At 61.4% G+C, this 17929-nt stretch carries 14 protein-coding genes and 1 pseudogene; 7 read left to right on the top strand and 8 right to left on the bottom strand.

Annotated elements, in window-relative coordinates; genetic code table 11:
- Positions 1–24 precede the first annotated feature (24 nt).
- From AB3X95_RS15435 to AB3X95_RS15410, 6 genes are all read left to right on the top strand, one after another.
- Entirely contained in the window at positions 25–828 is an 804-nt protein-coding gene (locus tag AB3X95_RS15435) for an ABC transporter ATP-binding protein (RefSeq protein WP_368621760.1), read from the top strand.
- A 19-nt stretch (positions 829–847) separates the two neighbouring features.
- The gene (locus AB3X95_RS15430) at positions 848–1621 is read left to right on the top strand and encodes an ABC transporter ATP-binding protein (RefSeq protein ID WP_176368112.1); all 774 of its coding nucleotides are present in this window, start codon (positions 848–850) and stop codon (positions 1619–1621) included.
- Between the two features lie 154 nt (positions 1622–1775).
- Positions 1776–2915, top strand: coding sequence for an ABC transporter substrate-binding protein (locus tag AB3X95_RS15425; RefSeq protein WP_368621759.1), 1140 nt, complete (start codon positions 1776–1778; stop codon positions 2913–2915).
- Between the two features lie 61 nt (positions 2916–2976).
- On the top strand, positions 2977–3927 hold the full coding sequence (locus tag AB3X95_RS15420) for a branched-chain amino acid ABC transporter permease (protein ID WP_368621758.1): 951 nt from the start codon (positions 2977–2979) through the stop codon (positions 3925–3927).
- 183 nt (positions 3928–4110) lie between these two features.
- On the top strand, positions 4111–5271 hold the full coding sequence (locus tag AB3X95_RS15415; RefSeq protein ID WP_368621757.1) for a branched-chain amino acid ABC transporter permease: 1161 nt from the start codon (positions 4111–4113) through the stop codon (positions 5269–5271).
- A gap of 88 nt (positions 5272–5359) precedes the next feature.
- Complete coding sequence (locus tag AB3X95_RS15410; RefSeq protein WP_368621756.1) at positions 5360–6436, top strand: porin; 1077 nt, start codon at positions 5360–5362, stop codon at positions 6434–6436.
- Between the two features lie 626 nt (positions 6437–7062).
- Here AB3X95_RS15410 and AB3X95_RS15405 read toward each other — a convergent pair.
- On the bottom strand, positions 7063–8082 hold the full coding sequence (locus AB3X95_RS15405; RefSeq protein ID WP_368621830.1) for an IS110 family transposase: 1020 nt from the start codon (positions 8080–8082) through the stop codon (positions 7063–7065).
- Positions 8083–8762: 680 nt separating this feature from the next.
- Positions 8763–10103 (bottom strand): MATE family efflux transporter, encoded by a 1341-nt coding sequence (locus AB3X95_RS15400; RefSeq protein WP_368621829.1) that lies wholly within the window; start codon positions 10101–10103, stop codon positions 8763–8765.
- Positions 10104–10246: 143 nt separating this feature from the next.
- On the opposite strand from AB3X95_RS15400, the gene AB3X95_RS15395 reads away from it, so the two are divergent.
- The gene (locus AB3X95_RS15395; protein ID WP_368621755.1) at positions 10247–10705 is read left to right on the top strand and encodes a MarR family winged helix-turn-helix transcriptional regulator; all 459 of its coding nucleotides are present in this window, start codon (positions 10247–10249) and stop codon (positions 10703–10705) included.
- Between the two features lie 86 nt (positions 10706–10791).
- Here the strand turns inward: AB3X95_RS15395 and AB3X95_RS15390 are convergent, their stop codons facing one another.
- From AB3X95_RS15390 to AB3X95_RS15365, 6 genes and pseudogenes are all read right to left on the bottom strand, one after another.
- Positions 10792–11778: a GlxA family transcriptional regulator gene (locus tag AB3X95_RS15390; protein ID WP_176120379.1), complete on the bottom strand. Its 987-nt coding sequence runs from the start codon at positions 11776–11778 to the stop codon at positions 10792–10794.
- A gap of 256 nt (positions 11779–12034) precedes the next feature.
- Positions 12035–12385 (bottom strand): annotated as a pseudogene (locus tag AB3X95_RS15385) (IS30 family transposase); the annotation flags it as partial.
- A 198-nt stretch (positions 12386–12583) separates the two neighbouring features.
- Positions 12584–14059 (bottom strand): group II intron reverse transcriptase/maturase, encoded by a 1476-nt coding sequence (gene ltrA, locus AB3X95_RS15380; RefSeq protein WP_368621828.1) that lies wholly within the window; start codon positions 14057–14059, stop codon positions 12584–12586.
- A 599-nt stretch (positions 14060–14658) separates the two neighbouring features.
- Complete coding sequence (locus AB3X95_RS15375) at positions 14659–14961, bottom strand: DUF4148 domain-containing protein (protein ID WP_255215149.1); 303 nt, start codon at positions 14959–14961, stop codon at positions 14659–14661.
- 66 nt (positions 14962–15027) lie between these two features.
- Complete coding sequence (locus tag AB3X95_RS15370) at positions 15028–16317, bottom strand: cytochrome c (RefSeq protein WP_176120378.1); 1290 nt, start codon at positions 16315–16317, stop codon at positions 15028–15030.
- A gap of 1 nt (position 16318) precedes the next feature.
- Positions 16319–17929, bottom strand: a complete 1611-nt coding sequence (locus tag AB3X95_RS15365; RefSeq protein ID WP_368621754.1) for a GMC family oxidoreductase — start codon at positions 17927–17929, stop codon at positions 16319–16321.

Below are 17929 nucleotides of genomic sequence, written 5' to 3'. Positions count from 1 at the left end.
TTGGGTTCACACTGAGATCACATTTTGGGCAACAGCATGAATGCCTCGATCCCCTCGAGCAGTGAGCACGCCGAAGACGCCGTACTTCGTCTGACGGCAGTACGCAAGGCGTTTGGCGCGACAGAGATCATTCGCGGTGTCGACTGGTCGATCCACCGGGGAGAATGCCATGTGCTGATCGGGCCGAACGGCGCGGGCAAGTCGACGTTGTTCCACCTGATCAGCGGCCGCTACACGGCAAGCTCGGGAACGATCCGTCTGCACGGTAAAGACATCACGAAACACAGCGCGAGCCGGATCAGCCGGGCCGGACTCGGCCGCAGCTTCCAGACCAACAATCTGTTCGACCGTCTGAGCGTCTTCGAGAACGCCCGCATGGGCGCGCTTCGGGCCGTGGGCTATGGGCCGTCATTCTGGCGGCGCCTGCCGCGCGGCGGTGCTGCCGACAGGCGCGCACTGGGCGTGCTGGAGGAAGTCGGTCTTCTCGAGCATTGCCACCAGCCGGCCGGCCTGCTTCCGTACGCCGATCAGCGCGCGCTCGAGATCGCGCTCGCGCTGGCAGGCGGGCAACAGGTACTGCTCCTCGACGAACCCACGGCTGGCATGAACCGCGAGGAGACGCATCGCATCATCCGGATGCTCAGGCGATTGCGGGACGCCGATCCGAACCGGACGATCGTCATCATCGAGCACGACATGGACGTGGTGTTCGAGCTTGCCGACCGGATTTCGGTGCTCGTGTATGGCGAAATCATCGCGTGCGGCGACCCCGCCAGCGTGCGCGCGGATGCGCGCGTGCAGACGGCGTACGTCGGGATCCCACAGTAAGCGCAAAGGAACCGATTACATGTCAGCCATCACGAATCACAGCACGACAATCGTCAGCCCCACGCCGGGCACGCCGCTGTTCGAAGCGCGAGACATCGTCGCGGGATATGGCGACGGCCGGGTGCTCCACGGCGCCACGCTGCGCGTCGCCGAAGGGGAGACGGTCGCGCTGCTCGGTCGCAATGGCTCCGGGCGCTCGACGCTGCTAAAGACCATCATGCGGCTTATCGACGGCACCGGCAGCATCACGATGGGCGGCGTGGCGCTTACGCGCGCGAAGCCGCACGAGGTGGCCCGTGCGGGTATCGGCTATGTACCCGAGAACCGCGCGATCTTCCCCGATCTGACGGTGCGCGAGAACCTGGCGGTCGGCCTTCCCCAGCGCAATCGCGCATCGCGTCCCGGTACAGGCGGTCCGCACTGGACCGAGCAGGAATTCTTCGAGCTTTTCCCGAATCTGCAGCGACGCGCGAACGTCGCCGGCGGTGTGCTGTCCGGGGGCGAGCAACAGATGTTGACGATATGCCGAGCGCTGATGGGCGAGCCCCGCCTGCTGCTGATCGATGAACCGACCGAAGGGCTGAGCCTCGCGATGATCGACCAGGTCGCGGCGCTGATTCGCGAAGCGGCGCGACGAGGCGTCGCCATTCTGCTGGTCGAACAGAAGCTCACTATCGCGCTCGACCTCTGTCAGCGCGTCAATGTGATGGGGCATGGCCAGATCGTTTTCGACGGCAGCGTCCCAGCGTTTCGGAGCGACCCGGCGATTCGCAACGAATGGCTCGAAGTCTGAAGCCCGAAACAAACCTAGGACGCGCGATTGCGCAACGAGCAGGAGAGAGACAAACATGGCAGCTACCCGATACAAACGCCTCGCGGCCGCCGCCGCGATTGCCGCCCCCTTGATGAGCTGCGCTCTCGCGCATGCGGGGCAACCTCTGCGGATCATGCTCATCGATCCGCTTTCCGGCCCGCAATCGGCGACGATGCAGGCCACCAGCCGAAATCTCGAATACGCGGTCAAGCGCGACAACGATGCCGGCGGCCTGCTCGGTCAGAAGATCGAGTTGACGACCTGCGACAGCAAGTTCAATCCCAAGGACGCGAAGAGCTGCCTCGACCGTGCAATCGGCAGCGACATTCACTACATCCTGCAGGGCGTCGGCAACAACGTCACGATGACCTTGCTCGACGCCATCGACAAATACAACGCGCGCAATCCCGGCAAGGAGATGGTCCTGATCAACTGGGCCGGGCTCGACGAGGAAACGACCAACCAATACTGCTCTTTCTGGCAGTTCCGCACCCAGGCCCATCTCGGCATGGAGCTGAAAGGCGCGATCCTGTCGCTCGAGCCTGGCGTGAAGCGGGTCTACCTCATCAACATGGACTACTCGTCCGGACAGGATGCGGACGCCGTCACGAAGCGGATGCTCAAGCAGTTCAGGCCGGACATTCAGGTGATCGGAAGCGAGCTTTTCCCGCCCGATCGCGTTCAGGACTTCACCCCCTATGTGGCGAAGATCAAGTCTGCACACGCCGATGTGGTCATCACCGCGGCCATTGGCACCGACCTGAACCGGCTCATCGGCGCCGGCAACGAGGTGGGGCTCGACGCGCGCTGGTATACGGTCTACGCGTCGCAGCACGGGCAGCTACCCGCAATCGGGCCAAAGGGTGTCAACCGCGTGTATCAGGCGTCCGACTCTGTCATGAGCATGAACCTGCCGACGATCGACAAACTGGTGGAGCAGTCACGCGCCGACGGCTACGGTGACTTCGAAAGCGTGCGCATGTACCGGGCCTATCGGTTCCTGACGAACGCGGTCGGCAAAGCCGGCACCACGCAGCCACTCCCCGTGGCTAAAGCCATGGAGACGACCACCGTGACGTTCGACAACTATAGCGCCACCATCCGCGCGAGCGACCATCAAGCGCAGATGCCGGTCTACCTGTCCGTCATGAGCCCGGACGCCAAGTTCAAGCAGGACGGCACGCCCTGGGGCTTCAAAGTGCTGAAGACGTTCGGCAGCGAGCAGATGAGCGAGCCCACGACCTGCCAGATGAAACGGCCTCCCGGCGCCTGATGCCGAGGTTGCAGCGCCGCCCTTTTTCGCATCGCTCCTTTTCGCCCGGAACCCAACCGCTATGCAATCGATTCTGCTCGGCCTCTTCAACGGGCTCACGTACGGCATGCTGCTCTTCCTGATGGCCTCGGGATTGACGCTGGTATTCAGCATGCTGGGCGTGCTCAACTTCTCGCATACCGCCTTTTATACGCTCGGCGCGTACTTCGCCTATACGGCATCGCAACTGCTCGGACTTGGGTTCTGGGTGGGATTGGTGGTGTCCCCCGCATGCTGCGCACTGCTTGGCGCGCTCATTGAGCGGTTCGGGATCCGGCATGTGCTGCGCTACGGCTTGCTCGGTCCACTCCTGCTCACGTTCGGCATTCATATCGCCCTGATCGAACTGGTCGGCCTGATCTGGGGCAAAAGCCCCGTCGCCTATGCGATGCCCGCAAGCCTCAATGTTCCGCTGTTCTCGCTGTATGGCATCGACTACTCGGCGTATCGCGCGTTCACGCTGGCCATGACACTAGCAGTGCTGGCGCTGCTCGTGGTGACGCTCAAATGCACTCGCATCGGCACGACGGTGCGCGCTTCACTGTCACATCCCGACATCGTGAACACGCTCGGCCACAACCTGCCGCTATTGCGGAACATGGTGTTCGCCGCGGGCGCCGCGCTCGCCGGACTGGCTGGCGCGCTGTCGGGAAATCTGCTCGGCACGGAGCCCGGGATGGCAGGCGAACTCGACGCGATTCTCATGATCGTGATCGTCGTCGGCGGCCTGGGATCGCTGGGCGGCGCGCTCGTCTCGTCGCTTCTGATCGGCGTGCTGCAGACGCTCGCGACATCGACCGAGGCGCCCTGGAGCAGTCTTCTCGGACCCTTTCACGCGCTGTTCTCATGGTCGGGCGCGGCCACCGCCGCACTGGATCAGCCAATCAGCCGTTTTGCGCCACTGGTTCCCTTTGTCATCGTCGTCGTGGTGCTGGGCCTTCGCCCGCGCGGCCTGATGGGCGCCCGTCATTGAACAACCCGGATCATGTCATCGATGAAACGTCAACCCAACACGCTCGCGTGCCATTTCGCCGAACCCTCGTCGGCGAGCACCGCCGGCCACACCGCTTACTCGCGCTATCTGCCTGCCGAGCGACGCCTCTCTCTGCAGGCCACGGCGTGGATCGCCGCACTGGCGCTGCTTGCCGCGTTACCGTTGCTGTTCTCCTCGCCGTTCGCGGTATCGCTTCTGACTCAGATATGCATCGCGGTGACGTTCGCAGTCGCCTATAACATGCTGCTCGGCGGTACCGGTCTGCTCTCGTTCGGCCACGCGCTTTACTTCGGCCTCGGTGCCTACGCGACAGCGCATGCGCTCAATCACTTCGGCGGTGCCTTCCCGCTCGTGCTCGCGCCGCTGGTCGGTTGGGCCGTTTCCGTCGTGGCCGGCGCTTTCCTGGCGTCGTTCACCGTGCGCAGCGGCGCGCTCACCTACGCGATGATCACGCTGGCGATCGGCCAGTTGGCGTTCTCCGCCGCCACCGTCCTGACAGGCTGGTCCGGTGGCGACGAGGGCATCTCGCTGGATCCCGCGAAGTCCAACGAATGGGGCATCGATTTCGGCTCGCCGGTCGCCATCTATCTGCTGATTGCCGGTTGGACATGGCTGTCGACGGTGCTGATGTTCGCTCTGACCCGCTCCGCACTCGGGCAGCTGATGCTCGCGACTCGCGATAATCCCGAGCGGGTCGAGTTCATCGGTTTCAGCCCGGCCCTCGTCCGCGGTATGGCCTCGACGCTTTCCGCGGGTTTCGCAGGCGTTGCAGGCGCCCTCTATGCGCTCGGCTTTCAAGTCGTCACGATGGATTCGCTGTCCCTGCCACAAAGCACGGCAGGACTGCTTCATGCATTCATCGGCGGCTATGCTTCATTCTTTGGGCCCGTTGTCGGGGCGGCGCTCATCACGGTGGCGTCCATCTGTCTTGCGTCACTCACGCATGCGTGGCCGCTCTATCTCGGCGCGTGCTTCGTACTCGTCGTCATGTTCATGCGCAAGGGGCTAATAGACACACCTGCGATCGTGGCACGGTATGCAAGGACGTATCGCGCAGCGCATGGCACTCCGAGGTTGATCGCGCATCTCTCTCTGGTTTGCTTAAGCGGCCTACTGAGCGTTGCCGGCTTCGCCGCAATGATCGAGATGACCAGCGCGCTTTCCGAAAGCACGAGCACTTCGGTGACGCTGTTGAAGGCATTCAGTGTCGCGATCGTCGCCGATCCCCACCGTTCCTGGCCTTGGATAGCGGCGATATTCATCTTCCTGTGCGGCTTCTGCGGACTGCATTTTTCGAGGCGCAGGCCCTCCCTCCAGCGTTAGCGGAATCAACAATGACATGGTTCCAGAGAATTCGTAGCGATATTCAGTATCTCTAGATTAAAACAAGACACTATCCTCGGAGATCTTTATGAAGCGAAGTTCGGTTTTCGCGCTTGGGTTTTGCATCGGTTCGGCAGGGATCGGCGTCGCGCACGCGCAGTCTTCAGTGACGCTCTACGGCGTTGTCGACAGCGGCATTCTGTACAAGACGCATGCCGGAGCTGGCGGCAACTCCTGGCAGGTCGTTTCCGGGGGCGAGTACACGAGCCGATTCGGCTTTATCGGCGCCGAAGATCTCGGCGGCGGATGGCAAGCGACTTTCGCACTGGAGAACGGCTTTCGCGTCAACAACGGTACGTTCATCAACGGGGGGCTGCCGACCAGCACGTCGACCGTGCTGTTCGATCGCGGTGCAACGGTCGGCCTGAAAAGCGGCCAATTCGGCGCCCTGCTCCTCGGTAAGAACCAATCGCCTCTACTCAAGACGCTTGTCGACCTGGACGTTACCGGCTATTCCAATTTCGGCTCGTTGAATAATCTGCTCTACCAGAACCTCACCGGCTACTCAGGATGGCAATACTCCTGGGTCGACAATTCGGTCGAGTATCAGATTCCGGATGCGTACGGATTCCATGGATCGGCAATGTACAGCTTCGGAGGAGCCGCCGGCGACTTCCAGACGAAGCGTGCGCTGTCTGCCGGGCTCACCTGGCACGTCGGCGACCTCCTTGTCGGCGGCGCGTACTTCTCCGGCAATGATCCGACCGGCGTGACCAACAAAGAAGTCGCGCAAGCCTATACAGTCGGCGCAAACTACAAGCTTGCGCAGTTCCGCTTTGCGCTTAACTTCGCCAATTTCAAGAATGAAGCCAAGGGAACGAGCGTCAACTTCTATACGGGCGAAATCGACTACCATTTCAGTCCGGCCGTGGAATTCTCGGCGGTCTGTATCCGCCTCGATGATCGAACCAATGGCGAGATGAGCGGAACCCTCTACAAGATTGGCTCCAACTATTTGCTGTCGAAACGGACCGCGCTCTATGCCGACATTGGCTATGTGAAGAACAACTCGCTCGGCACGTTCGGCATCCAGAACTCAATCCCCGTCGGCGTGGTCGGCAAGAATCAACTCGGGGTGATCGTCGGGATGCACTACGTGTTCTAGAAGCTCTGGATGGAGGCGCTACCGATGGTTTTTGCAGCGGCCTGCCCGCGGGTCGCCTCCAGCTCAGCATTGTTCTCCGGGCGGATATAGCGCAACCCGATCTGCCATTATTAGGGACGTTTTACGAGGCGTTGCACTACAGCAAACAGACGCGACCCAGATCGACGGTACGGCGATAGACGTTTCTGTTCAGCCACGAAACAAACGTGTATTCGTCGTATGCGTTGCTTCCGATGTAAATCCAATTGCTTAATTCCCGGCACATGATTTCCTCTGCGTTTCGTAACTGAAGTTGCGCCCAATCCGGTCCATCTCGCCGTCCATCATCCCGATGCGTCCATACCATCTATATGAACGCGTCCCGTTTGCAACAGTATTCGTGTGCTTCGACAGACAGGATGGGCTGCAGCTCTATATCCGGCCTTGTTGCAGCCGATATTGCCGCTGCGGGCCCCTATGAAATTCGCTGACTCGCACCTCATTCTCCTGGCGAGCTAGTAGCTCGTGATGGTATTCAGGTTTAGCGAGTCCCGGTCCTACCTGGCTTGTCATCACACTCGATTGCTGCGCAACCTTTCGACGTTCACCCTGTGTTAAACGTTGATCTTCAACGTGGCACCCACCGGTCAGGCCGGCTTCACGCTCACGTAATCCCTTTGGTACGGCCGGTCATGGGCCAGTACTGCCCAGATCGTCCGCGCCATCCTGTTGGCCAATGCGACGATCACCACGTTCGGCGGTCGGCGCTTTTTCATCTGCTCGACCCACTCACCGGGCTCTTTCGCATGCGTCAGCACGCTTCGTGCGCCGTGGATCAGTAGCGTGCGCAGATACGTGTCGCCCCTCTTGCTGATCCCGTGCAGGTTCACCTTGCCGCCCGAGCCGGTCTGCTTCGGCACTAACCCGGCCCACGCCGCGAACTCCCGCCCCGAACTGAACGCCTTCGGGTCGCCCATCATTGCTACCGCGGCCGTGGCTGTCAGCAAACCTACGCCAGGTATCTCGCTAATCGCCGTCACTGCCTTGTCTTCCTTCTTCCATTCGCGCATCCGACGTTCGATTTCCGCGATCTGTTCGTCGAGCTTTGCCAACCCGTTCCATTGCTCGCGCAACGTATCGATCAGTGCCGCTGGCAAGCGCTCTGCGATTCGGCCGAGCGCAGCTGGTATTTCCGTGTCCAGCTTCGCTCGTCCCTTGCTCATCACCTCGCCGTATTCGTTCAGCAAGCCACGCAGCCCATTGATCTGCATCGTGCGGAACTTCACCAACTGCTCGCGCATCCGGTGCAGCGCCAGCATCGCCTGCTGCATCTCAGTCTTCACTGCCACCGGCTTGCCCGGCTGCTGTACCGCGAGCCAGATCGCCCGGGCATCCGCCGCGTCGTTCTTGTTCCGGATGTTGAACGCCTTCACGAACTCGGCCGGCATCAGCCTGACCTCATGACCCATCTGCGTGAGTTGCCGAGCCCAGTGGTGGGCTCCACCACATGCTTCCATCCCGATCAGGCAGGCCGCACGGTTCGCGAAGTGCTCCAAAAACTTCCCGCGCCTGATTGCCTTGTTCACGATCTCGCCAGTTTCCCGGTCAACGTAATGCACCTGGAATACCCGCTTGGCGATGTCGACACCTACGGCCATACTATTCATCGTGGATCCTCCGGTTGCCAGAAAATGCGTGCATTTTCTACCTGGGCACATCGATGCCGTTGGCCCGTGAGGATCCACCCTCATTCTTCGCTCACTCGGTCACGGGTGGGACGCGTTCATTTCAATTCTCCTTCAGAAAGATGGTTACCACGGGAGCATTATCAGGGTGGATGTGCCTGAAAGTCGTGAGAAGACGGTGATGTCGAGGTGGAGCTTTGGTGAGGAAGGGACTATCGTCCGATGGAATCTTTCGCGAACCTTTGGCGTGCGCACATCTTCCGGGAACTGCTCGAAGCGCAGCGTTTGGGCGCTGGCTCGCCGAACGTCGACCAGGCCGTCGGTAGCGATTGAAGCACGCTATGCCGGCGTAATGCTCGCCGAAATCCGGGATGCTTGGGCTGCCTCGCACCTGGTTCGGCTACGGGCAACCGATGACTTTGGACGCATCGCGCGCCAAGAGGTCAATTCAACGCGTCACTGCAAATGCACCAAGAGCACCTGCGCCATCGAGACGTCAGCGTGCGGCTGAGGGTGTGTCAAAGCTCAAAATCTCCCGATTTTCGGGCGCCACTGTACCCTTCCGCCAACTTCCGCAACGCCGACATAGAGCATTCAGGCGAGCCATCTTTCGCGCCAAGCATAAACGTCGCATGTTTTTACACCACCTTCTCCAAGCGGCGTCACTTACCGGCAGCGTTACACGAACAGTCATCTGTCATTTTCACGATCGAAAGCGGTTGCTGGGCGCCGCTATGAACCGGCTTCGCAACGAACCAACGCCCTGACGCAACCGACCAGAGATTGATCGCGCCATACGCCGCCATCGCCCCCGCGCCCACCGCGAAAAACAGCGGGAGCGATCCGGTCAGGCGCAACAACAGTGTTCCGAGACCCGCATACAGGGCCAGCCGCAGTGCTCCCGCCCCGAGCGGCCATTGCAGGCGGCCTGCACCCTGCGCCGCGAAATACAGCGAGAACCCGAGCCCCGAAAAGCCGTAGAACGGCCCGATGATGTGCAAGCAGACCGATCCTGTCTGCAATAACTGCTCATTCGTACCGAAGCGTTCCAGCCACGCGTGCGGCCAGAGTGAAGCCGCGACTCCGACCAGTTCGGAAAGGGCAAATGCCATCGCCCCGCCGGTCAGCGCAATGTTGCGCGCTCGTTCGTACTGCCCGGCGCCGATATTGGCTCCCACGAGCGCGACCATTGGCGCGCCCAGACCGAAAGCAATCGGCATGATCAGGTATTCGAGCCGCGCGGCTGTGGCGTAACCCGCGAGCGCGGCCGTGCCGGCATGCGCGCCGACCGCCGCGCCAGTCAACGCCATCAGGGCGTTCGTCAGTATCGGATTCAGGCAGGCGAGCCCGCCGACAACGAGTATCCCCCGCATCGTCGCCCAACGTAGAGGGCCACGTACCAAACGAGCCGGATCACGCCCGCTTACGCAATACCAGCCGAGAATCATCGTACCTGCCGCGTAGTACCCAATAAGCGCCCACGCACCACCTGCGACATCAATTCGTGGCACGGGCCCGAAGCCGAAGATCAGGCACGGCGACAGTGGGATCAAGAGCGCCGCACCGCCGCAGATCACCGCACCGGGCACGATCATGTTGCCGGTACCGCGAATCACGCTCGCAAGTGCATTCATTGCCCACAGGAGCGGCAGACCAAAAAACAGGACATGGCCGTAAGTGCTGGCTGCATCGAGTGCGGCGCCGTGCGCGCCGAGCATCTGGAATAGAGGCTTCGAGATTGCCAGCAAGACCACCGAGAACGCAATGCAGATCAACGCGTTCAGAGCGAGCGCATGGCGCGCGAGCTGAACGATCAGTTCCGCGTCGCCGGAACCCAGCGAGCGCGCAACCGCCGACGAGATGCCGCCGCCCATCGCGCCCTTCGACATGTTCTGCATCAGCATCAATACCGGCACGACCACCGCGACACCCGCGAGTATCGACGTGCCGAGTTTTGCGAGAAACCATGTTTCGATGAGCCCGGTCGATGCCTGAGCGAGCATCATCAGCATGTTCGACCAGCCCATGCGCGCAAGCAATGGCACTATCGGCGTCTCTAGCATCGCTCGAAGGAGCGGATTGAATCCGGGCGCTGCCAGGCCTTGAGGTTGGATCGTACCCATTTGCTTTCCTCGAGTAACGACCAATGTCACCGACCAACCCCAAGGCCCCTCTCGTCTGCAACGGCTCCGCACTGCGCAAGGCCAGCCGGCGACTGTCGCAGCTCTACGATGCTGTTCTGGCGCCATGCGGACTGAGCGCAGCCCAGCGGTCCATCCTTCTTCAAGTCGAACGTGCAGGCAGTCCAACCATGACCGAACTCGCCTACGCGATGGTGCTTGACCGATCGGCGCTTGCACGGAACGTCAAGCCGCTCGAACGCGATGGATATCTCGCGCTGCGGCCCGACGAGGACGATCGCAGAAGCCGGCGCGTCGATTTGACAGCGGCCGGGCGCGCCAAGCTTGCTGAAGCCAATCGCCTTTGGCGGAAAGCTCAGCGTCGTTTTGAGGAGGTATATGGCGAGGAACGAGCGGCAGCGCTGCGCGTTGCGCTCGCGGAGATTTATTCGGATGAATTTGCGGAAGCCTTCGGGCAACCGTGAGGGCTGGTGGCTGAAAAGAAATTGTTATTGGCGAATTTTTCTACCTGTAGCCGACCGTCAGCCGCAAACGCTGCGCACGCCAGCTTCTATGGTGTTGCATCGACCGGGTCAGTCCGCAGAATCCCTCGGACACCCATGCGCTTGTGGCGCCGGACTGCCTGGGGCGGACGGCCAACCTCGCGCATGAAAGCGTCGCGCATATGCTCGCAGTCGCGAAACCCGGCCTCTCTGGCGATAACATCAAGCGGATGCCGGCTCTGTTCGATCATCAGCCGCGCTACCTCCAGTCGAAGTCTTTCAATAGCCTTGGCCGGAGACGCTCCCGTTTCGAGCGTAAACACACGGCTGAACTGGCGCGGACTCAGGTGAGCAATTTCGGCCAACTCATCTACCGTCAGCGAACGCCTCAGATTCTGGCGCGCATAGTTCAGGGCATTCTGGATCCGATCGGATTTCGGTGCGAGGTTCAGCATTTCTGAATGCTGCGACTGGCCGCCCGCCCGCCGCTGAGGCATGACAAGCCTGTGCGCCACTGCACGGGCGGTTTCCACACCCAGATCCTTTTCCACCATCGCGAGTGCCAGGTCAAGGCCAGCCGTCATGCCCGCGGACGTCCAGATCGGACCATCGACAATGTAGATCTGGTCTTCCTCGACGTGAATATCCGGAAAACGTTCCTGCATTGCGCGCCCGTACGCCCAATGCGTCGTGGCGCGCCGCTGCGCCAGCAAGCCTGCTTCCGCGAGCACGAATCCGCCGGTGCAGATCGCGCCTATGCGCCTCGCGCTGATACTCGCTTTGCGCAGGAACGCAACTATAGTGTCAGGAGGCGGCGAACTGAGCGGATCAATGACCCCGCCGACGATCCACGTGTCCACGTCAACGTGCCCGTGCAATGATCGTGTGCTCACTGTCAGGCCTAGTGACGAGCGCATTTCCCCGCCGTCCTCGGAAAACGTTTCGAGCGCGTAGAAGGACTCTCCGACCACGACGTTCGCGCACTCGAACACCGACTGCGTCGCGAGATCCATGGACAGGAAACCGTCGCTAATCAGAAAGCCAATTCGGCACATGTCCGTTCTCCATCACGTCGTGGCATAAGTCATGATCATAAGCGCCGCGCCGGGCGTCTGAAAATATAACCAAGGTATACATACCAAACCCTGGCGCAAACACTTCATGGTACGGCTACTACTACGGGCGGATTGCCGAATCTGCAGCTTGATCACGATTGCGCGGAACCGCGACATCAACAAGCGCTCTGGTATTGCCAGCGTCGAGGCGAATCAGAAAAGCCGAGCCGGTGAATGTCCGGTCTGTGTGGCGGATTCAACCGGTCGATGCAATAGTTCGATGGAATCGTTCAGCCGGTGTTTCATAGTCCAGCGTCTTCCTCGGGCGCTCGTTCAGCCTTCGTGCCACGGCGTTAAGCTTGGCCTGTGAGTAGACCGACAGGTCGATGCCTTTCGGGAAGTACTGTCTCAACAGGCCGTTGGTATTTTCGTTCGAGCCGCGTTGCCAGGGGTGTTTCGGATCGCAGAAATACACGGCAATGTCGGTGGCGATGGTGAATCGTTTATGGTCGGCCGTCTCTGTTCCCCGATCCCAGGTCAGTGATTTATAGAGTTCCTGCGGCAGTTTGCCAGCGTGTTTGATGAGCGTTGACAACCGACTCGCTGAATCCAGGTGGGCCGCCCACTCCGATATGAGCCAGCATCCGATGCTCGACCAGTTTGCCACCTGCCTGAGGTTTCATGGTCTAGGACGAACTGGAATTGACGATTTTAATGCGCACTGATGCGAAGATCGCGGTAGGGATGCTCATTACTGAGCACCCCCCGCACAGATCCCGGCGTGCCCAATTCGGGCACCGGGCTCCTACCTCGGGTGTTTGACGGCAAACCGCTCGCTTGGCCACGGATGAAGAATGCGAGGTCGCGGGAGCCAGGCATTGGCGATCCGCGCCATTCGCTCCCACGTCAAGGCGTCCTTCTGGCTGCGTCGCCGGAGCGTGCGCCGCCAGAGATCGGTGACGTGGGATCGAAATGCGGCCAGTGCCCGCGAGTTGGTAGGCACCGCGTGATACGCGAAGTACCCGCGTACCACCTGCCTGAGCCATTGCCCCTGCATTGGAATCGGGTCATGCATGCGCCTGCGGAGTTCCTCCTTGATCTGCCTGAGCTTCGCCCGCATGCGATCGCCCCGAGTCTTCCGCTGTAGCTGGAAGGCACCACGACGTGACCGCCCGCAGATAAAGATGAACCCCAGAAAGGTGAAGGTCTCCGGCCGGCCAAGGCCGTAGCGCTTTCGTCTGCCCGCTGCATTGCGGCCAAACTCCAGCAGCCTCGTCTTGTCCGGATGTAGCGCAAGCGCGAACTCTTCCAACCTCGCCTGCATCGCTTCCCAGAAGCGCCGCGCGTCAGCTTCGTGCTCGAAGCCGACCACGATATCATCGGCGTACCGCGTGATGATTACGTTGCCTTTGGCTTCCCGCCGTCGCCATCGATGGGCCCAGAGATCAAAGACGTAGTGCAAGTACACGTTTGCGAACAGCGGTGAGGCCACTGATCCCTGTGGTGTGCCAGTCTCACTGACGCTAAGTTCTCCATCTTCCAGAACACCCGCCTTGAGCCACTTACGCACAAGGCGGATGATGCGCTGGTCGCCGATCCGGTGCTCCAGAAATCGGACCAACCATTCCTGGCTTAATCCGTCAAAGAAGCTCCGAATATCTGCGTCCAGAATCCAGTTCACTGGGGTGCGGTCGATGGCCACCGACAACGCATCCATCGCATCATGCTGACTGCGCCCGGGCCGGAACCCGTACGAGAAGCCGAGAAAATCTGTCTCGTAGATCGCGTTTAGCACCTCGACCACCGCACGTTGGACGATCTTGTCTTCCAACGCAGCAATTCCCAACGGGCGCTGTTTCCCATCCGGCTTGGGTATGTACTGCCGCCGAACGGGCAGTGCCCGGTACGCTCCACTTTGTACTTGCGCGTGCGGACGCTGAAGGTTGCCCTCCAGATTTGCTTCGAAGTACCGCCATGTCATACCGTCCACCCCAGGAGCCGCATTGCGCTTTAGCGCATGGAACGACTCTCGAAGCCGGTCGATGGTGACGTGGTGCAGCAGAGCGGTGAACCGCTCCTTCTTCCGCTGCCATGCAGCTTGCCGTACACGTTCCAGCCCCTGTGGCACGCTTGCCCGGTTCTGCGCCCGGCACGTGTTGGACTGACCCGTGTTCCCCTTGGTCCCCGCCCTTCGCTCCACCCACTCCGCGGCCGGTTCCCCGGCGTTGTTCGCGGGCTTCTTCGCTACTATTGCGGAGTCTGACTTCTCCCGTCCGTTCATCATCGGCTACGGCTCCTCGCCTTCCCGATGCGGACCTGCCCTTGCTGCGACAGGCCAGACTGGAGATCTCCCGGTTCCCAAACAAGGAGCGTGCGTGCGTGCCAGGGTCTTCGACCACGCCGAGCCGAACGGAGTGCTCGCAATATCGCGCTCCGTCGTGTTGCCTTCCGCCTTGTCAACAGCGTCGGCACTCAGAATAAGTAAACTATCGCGGCTCAATGGCTGGCCCGCACGTACCCCTGTCAACGCTTCGCCGCATGTCTCGCGACATACTGCGCATGACTCGGGGACAACGTGGTTTGCTAGACCTTCGTTGTAAGAGACTTGCACTCTTTACTCCTTGCCGGTCTCCCGGCGCACTGACAACTTTACTTCGCTCTACGACCACGGCAGTCCTCGCGCTACGCGCATGGGCCGGTGGCTTCTGAATAGCCGGCTGCACAGACGAGCTCATGCAGGCTATGTGCAAAGGCTACCAGAACGTTACGCAGGTCCCATCAACTTTCCGACGAAAACGGTCGCGCAAGCGCGCCGTCATGTGTTGCTGCGCATTGCGGGTGGTGCTGTCGAAACTTTCACGCTTGTGGGCGAATACAAAACTAGCGGTTCGTCTCCTGGTTGCTGGCGGTGGAGTGCTCAGGCAGACAGTCTGTTGCATGCTTGGCTATGAGCCTCTCTCTATAGGCGCGGATGTCGGTCGAAGAATTGTCGGTCGGGGGCTGATAGCCAACCAATTCCAGCTCCGCCAGTTCGCGAACCACGTCCGCCCTCGTAAGCGCGCCCTTGGCGGGCTTGAACGGATAGCTATTGCACTCCTGTGGGGTAAGCTGCCGGGATGCAAAGGCCAGCGAACCTGCCGCCATCAAGGCGAGCGGTATCATGCGCACGATTGCTGTGCTCATGTTTTGTTCTCCATATCACGCGATCGAAACGATCAAATGACGTTCGTTCCGCTGAAACGTGTCGACTCAGCGCAGCTTCGCCACGTCCTTATCCGTGACCTTCGCCGACGGATCACCGAAGTGCGCCGTCACATAGTCGGTGAGCGCCGCAATCTGCGCATCGGTCAGTTCGTGCGAGAAAGCCGGCATGCCCACGTCGTTGCCCGCCGCGTCGCGTTGCACACCGTGCAGGATCACCTGTACGAGGTTGGTCGGGTTGGCCGCACCCACCGTCGAATTGCGCATCAGCGACGGGTAATAGCTGTCGGGAGAACCCTCGCCATGGGCCTGATGGCAGGTTGCGCAATTGCCCAGATAGAGCCGTGCCGGGTCCAGCGTATCGTCGGACGCGACGCCGCGCAGCGTCGCCACTTCCGTGGCCGGCCGGCCCCATCCGTTGCGCGGGCGCGTGCTGCCGTCGCTGACTGCGGGCACCGTGCGGACGTACGTAGTAATGGCCGTCAGATCGGCGTCGGTCATATGCGAGAAGCTATGCTCGACAGCCTCGGCCATCGGACCCGCCGCTTGCGCGACGCCTGGCACGCTGCCCGTGCGCAGGTACTGCTTGAGCTGCGCATCGCTCCAGCGGCCAATGCCGCTATTCGCGTCCGGCGTGATGTTGTAGCCCTGCCAGCCGGCAAGCACGGAGCCCGAGAGGAAACCGCTGCGGCTATCGTCGAGCGCCGTCTCCTGCATCGCAAAGCCGCGCGGCGTATGGCAGGTACTGCAATGCGCGAGCCCCTGAACGAGGTATGCGCCGCGATTCCACTCCACACCGCGCCCGGGCCTGGGCTGGTACGGGCCTGTCTCGAGGAACACCCGGTTCCATAGCGCCAGCGGCCAGCGCATGCTGAGCGGCCAGGGAATATCGCCTGCGCGCTGCAGCTGATTCACAGGCGCGACGCCGTGCTGGAAGTACGCATAGAGTGCCTTCATGTCGTCGTCGCTGACCTTCGCGAACGAGACGTAGGGCATCGCCGGGTACAGGTTGTGGCCGTCCTTCGAGACGCCCTTGCGCACGGCGCGGTCGAAATCCTCGAATGACCACGTGCCGATACCAGTGTCCTTGTCCGGCGTGATGTTGGTCGAATAGATCGTGCCGAGCATCGGGATCTTCATCGGCAAACCGCCCGCAAACGGCTTGCCTTTGGAAGCGGTATGGCACGCCATGCAGTCACCGGCCACGGCGAGGTATTCGCCGCGTTTCACGAGCGTGGCCTCGTCTGCTTGCGGGACCTTGGCCACGTTGGTGGCGCGGGCAGCACCGGTGAGCGCAAAGGCCCCGGCGAGGGTCAGGAAGAGGGTCTTTTTGAGCACGTCAGACTTCCTTTTTGAGCTGGTCCGCTATCCGCAGCGCGAGCGCTGCAATGGTCAGCGTCACGTTGACCGTCGCGACGGTGGGCATCGTCGCGCTGCTCGACACGAACAGGTTCGGATGGTCGAAAGTCCGGCAGTCCTTGTCGACGACGGAATCGCGCGGATCGCTGCCCATGATTGTCGCGCCGGTGATGTGGTTGTTCGGTGCGAACTCGTCATGGAACTCGACATCCGTGCCGCCCAGCACCGTCGCAACGGTCGCATAGACTTCGCGCGTGTGCGCCGCGCCGCGCACCACGTAGTCGTCGATCCGGTAGGTGATTTCCGGACGCGGAATGCCAATGGCATCGGTTTGCGTGCGGCTCGGCACGATGCGGTTTGCGGGTTGCGGCAGGATTTCGTGAAAGCAGTCGTACTGCACGTAGCGGGCCGAGCGGTCACGGATCTGCGCATCCAGCGCAGCCGGCTTGAGCAGCTTGCCCTGCGCGAAGATTTTCTGCGTCTCCTGATCGACGCGCGACATATTCGAAAGGTGGATCTTCTTGGCCGCCTGCTGCGCACGGAACGGGCCGTCGCGAAAGCCGATCAGCGATGTCATTTCCTGCGGCCCTCGGCCCGGCCACAGCTTCTCGTCCGCGTAGAACGACACGCCGGTGCCCGGGTGGTCCATCAGGTTGCGGCCGACCATGTCTGAGCTGTTGCCGACGCCGTTCGGAAAATCGTGGCTCGTCGACATCAGCATGATCTTCGGCGTCTCGATGCCGTTCGCGCCGAGGACGAAGTACTTGCCCTCCACGCGATGGGAGGCGCCCTGCGAGTCCTTGTAGAGCGCCGCGGTAATGCGCTTGTCCGGCCCCACCTCGAGCTTGTACACCACCGCGTTTTCGACGAGCCTGGCACCCGCCTGCTCGGCCTTCTCGACGTGCACGATGCCGTTGTACATGGCGCCGATCGGGCAGATCGGCATGCAGTTGTTGTTGCCGCAGCACGTGGGACGGCCGTCGTACGGCCGGCTGTTACGCGCCACCGGTTCGGTTACCACGTGAAAGGCCGGGTTATAGCTGTTGAGCTTCGACTTGACGGTCGCCTCGTTGTACGAGAGCGGCGGCGGCGTCATGAAATAAGGCTGTTTACGCGGCGAAAGGAGGTCTTCGTCGTTGGGCCCCCACACGCCCAGTTCCTGTTCGGCGCGGTAATACCACGGCTCCAGGTCTTCGTATTGCAGCGGCCAGTCACGCGCCACGCCATACACGGTCTTCATCTTGAAGTCGTTCGGGATAAAGCGCCACGCGGAGGCCGCCCAGTGCCACGTGGTGCCGCCCACGGCACGGATGTACTGCGAGTTGAACTTGTGCTCGCCCTTCAGGATGAGATAGTTGTTAGGCGGGCCGTACTCAGGATGCGGCGCCCACGCGCTCGACGGATACGGCGCCATGAAGTCCATCTTGTCGACCTGATTGCGAAAGCGCTCGACGATCTCCCAGCGCGGCATGCGGGGGCCCGCTTCGAGCATGATCACCGACTTGCCCGCGAGGGCAAGCTGATGTGCGACGAGCGCGCCAGCGACGCCAGACCCCACTACGACGATATCGGCTTGTTGAGTATCGGCCAT

Origin of the sequence: Paraburkholderia sp. BR13444, assembly GCF_040948755.1 — a bacterium.
Classification (GTDB): Bacteria; Pseudomonadota; Gammaproteobacteria; order Burkholderiales; family Burkholderiaceae; genus Paraburkholderia; species Paraburkholderia youngii.
The sequence above is the reverse complement of the archived record's forward strand: the minus strand, read 5'-3'. Positions and strand labels throughout refer to the sequence as shown.

Bases quoted from the DNA above. Each gene is read 5' to 3' on its own strand.
- AB3X95_RS15410 (WP_368621756.1), top strand. From the start codon at position 5,360: ATGAAGCGAAGTTCGGTTTTCGCGCTTGGGTTTTGCATCGGTTCGGCA.
- AB3X95_RS15375 (WP_255215149.1), bottom strand. From the start codon at position 14,961: ATGAGCACAGCAATCGTGCGCATGATACCGCTCGCCTTGATGGCGGCA.
- ltrA (WP_368621828.1), bottom strand. From the start codon at position 14,059: ATGAACGGACGGGAGAAGTCAGACTCCGCAATAGTAGCGAAGAAGCCC.
- AB3X95_RS15390 (WP_176120379.1), bottom strand. From the start codon at position 11,778: ATGTGCCGAATTGGCTTTCTGATTAGCGACGGTTTCCTGTCCATGGAT.
- AB3X95_RS15405 (WP_368621830.1), bottom strand. From the start codon at position 8,082: ATGAATAGTATGGCCGTAGGTGTCGACATCGCCAAGCGGGTATTCCAG.
- AB3X95_RS15420 (WP_368621758.1), top strand. From the start codon at position 2,977: ATGCAATCGATTCTGCTCGGCCTCTTCAACGGGCTCACGTACGGCATG.
- AB3X95_RS15425 (WP_368621759.1), top strand. From the start codon at position 1,776: ATGCTCATCGATCCGCTTTCCGGCCCGCAATCGGCGACGATGCAGGCC.
- AB3X95_RS15400 (WP_368621829.1), bottom strand. From the start codon at position 10,103: ATGCTCGCTCAGGCATCGACCGGGCTCATCGAAACATGGTTTCTCGCA.
- AB3X95_RS15430 (WP_176368112.1), top strand. From the start codon at position 848: ATGTCAGCCATCACGAATCACAGCACGACAATCGTCAGCCCCACGCCG.
- AB3X95_RS15395 (WP_368621755.1), top strand. From the start codon at position 10,247: ATGTCACCGACCAACCCCAAGGCCCCTCTCGTCTGCAACGGCTCCGCA.
- AB3X95_RS15365 (WP_368621754.1), bottom strand. From the start codon at position 17,929: ATGGCCGATACTCAACAAGCCGATATCGTCGTAGTGGGGTCTGGCGTC.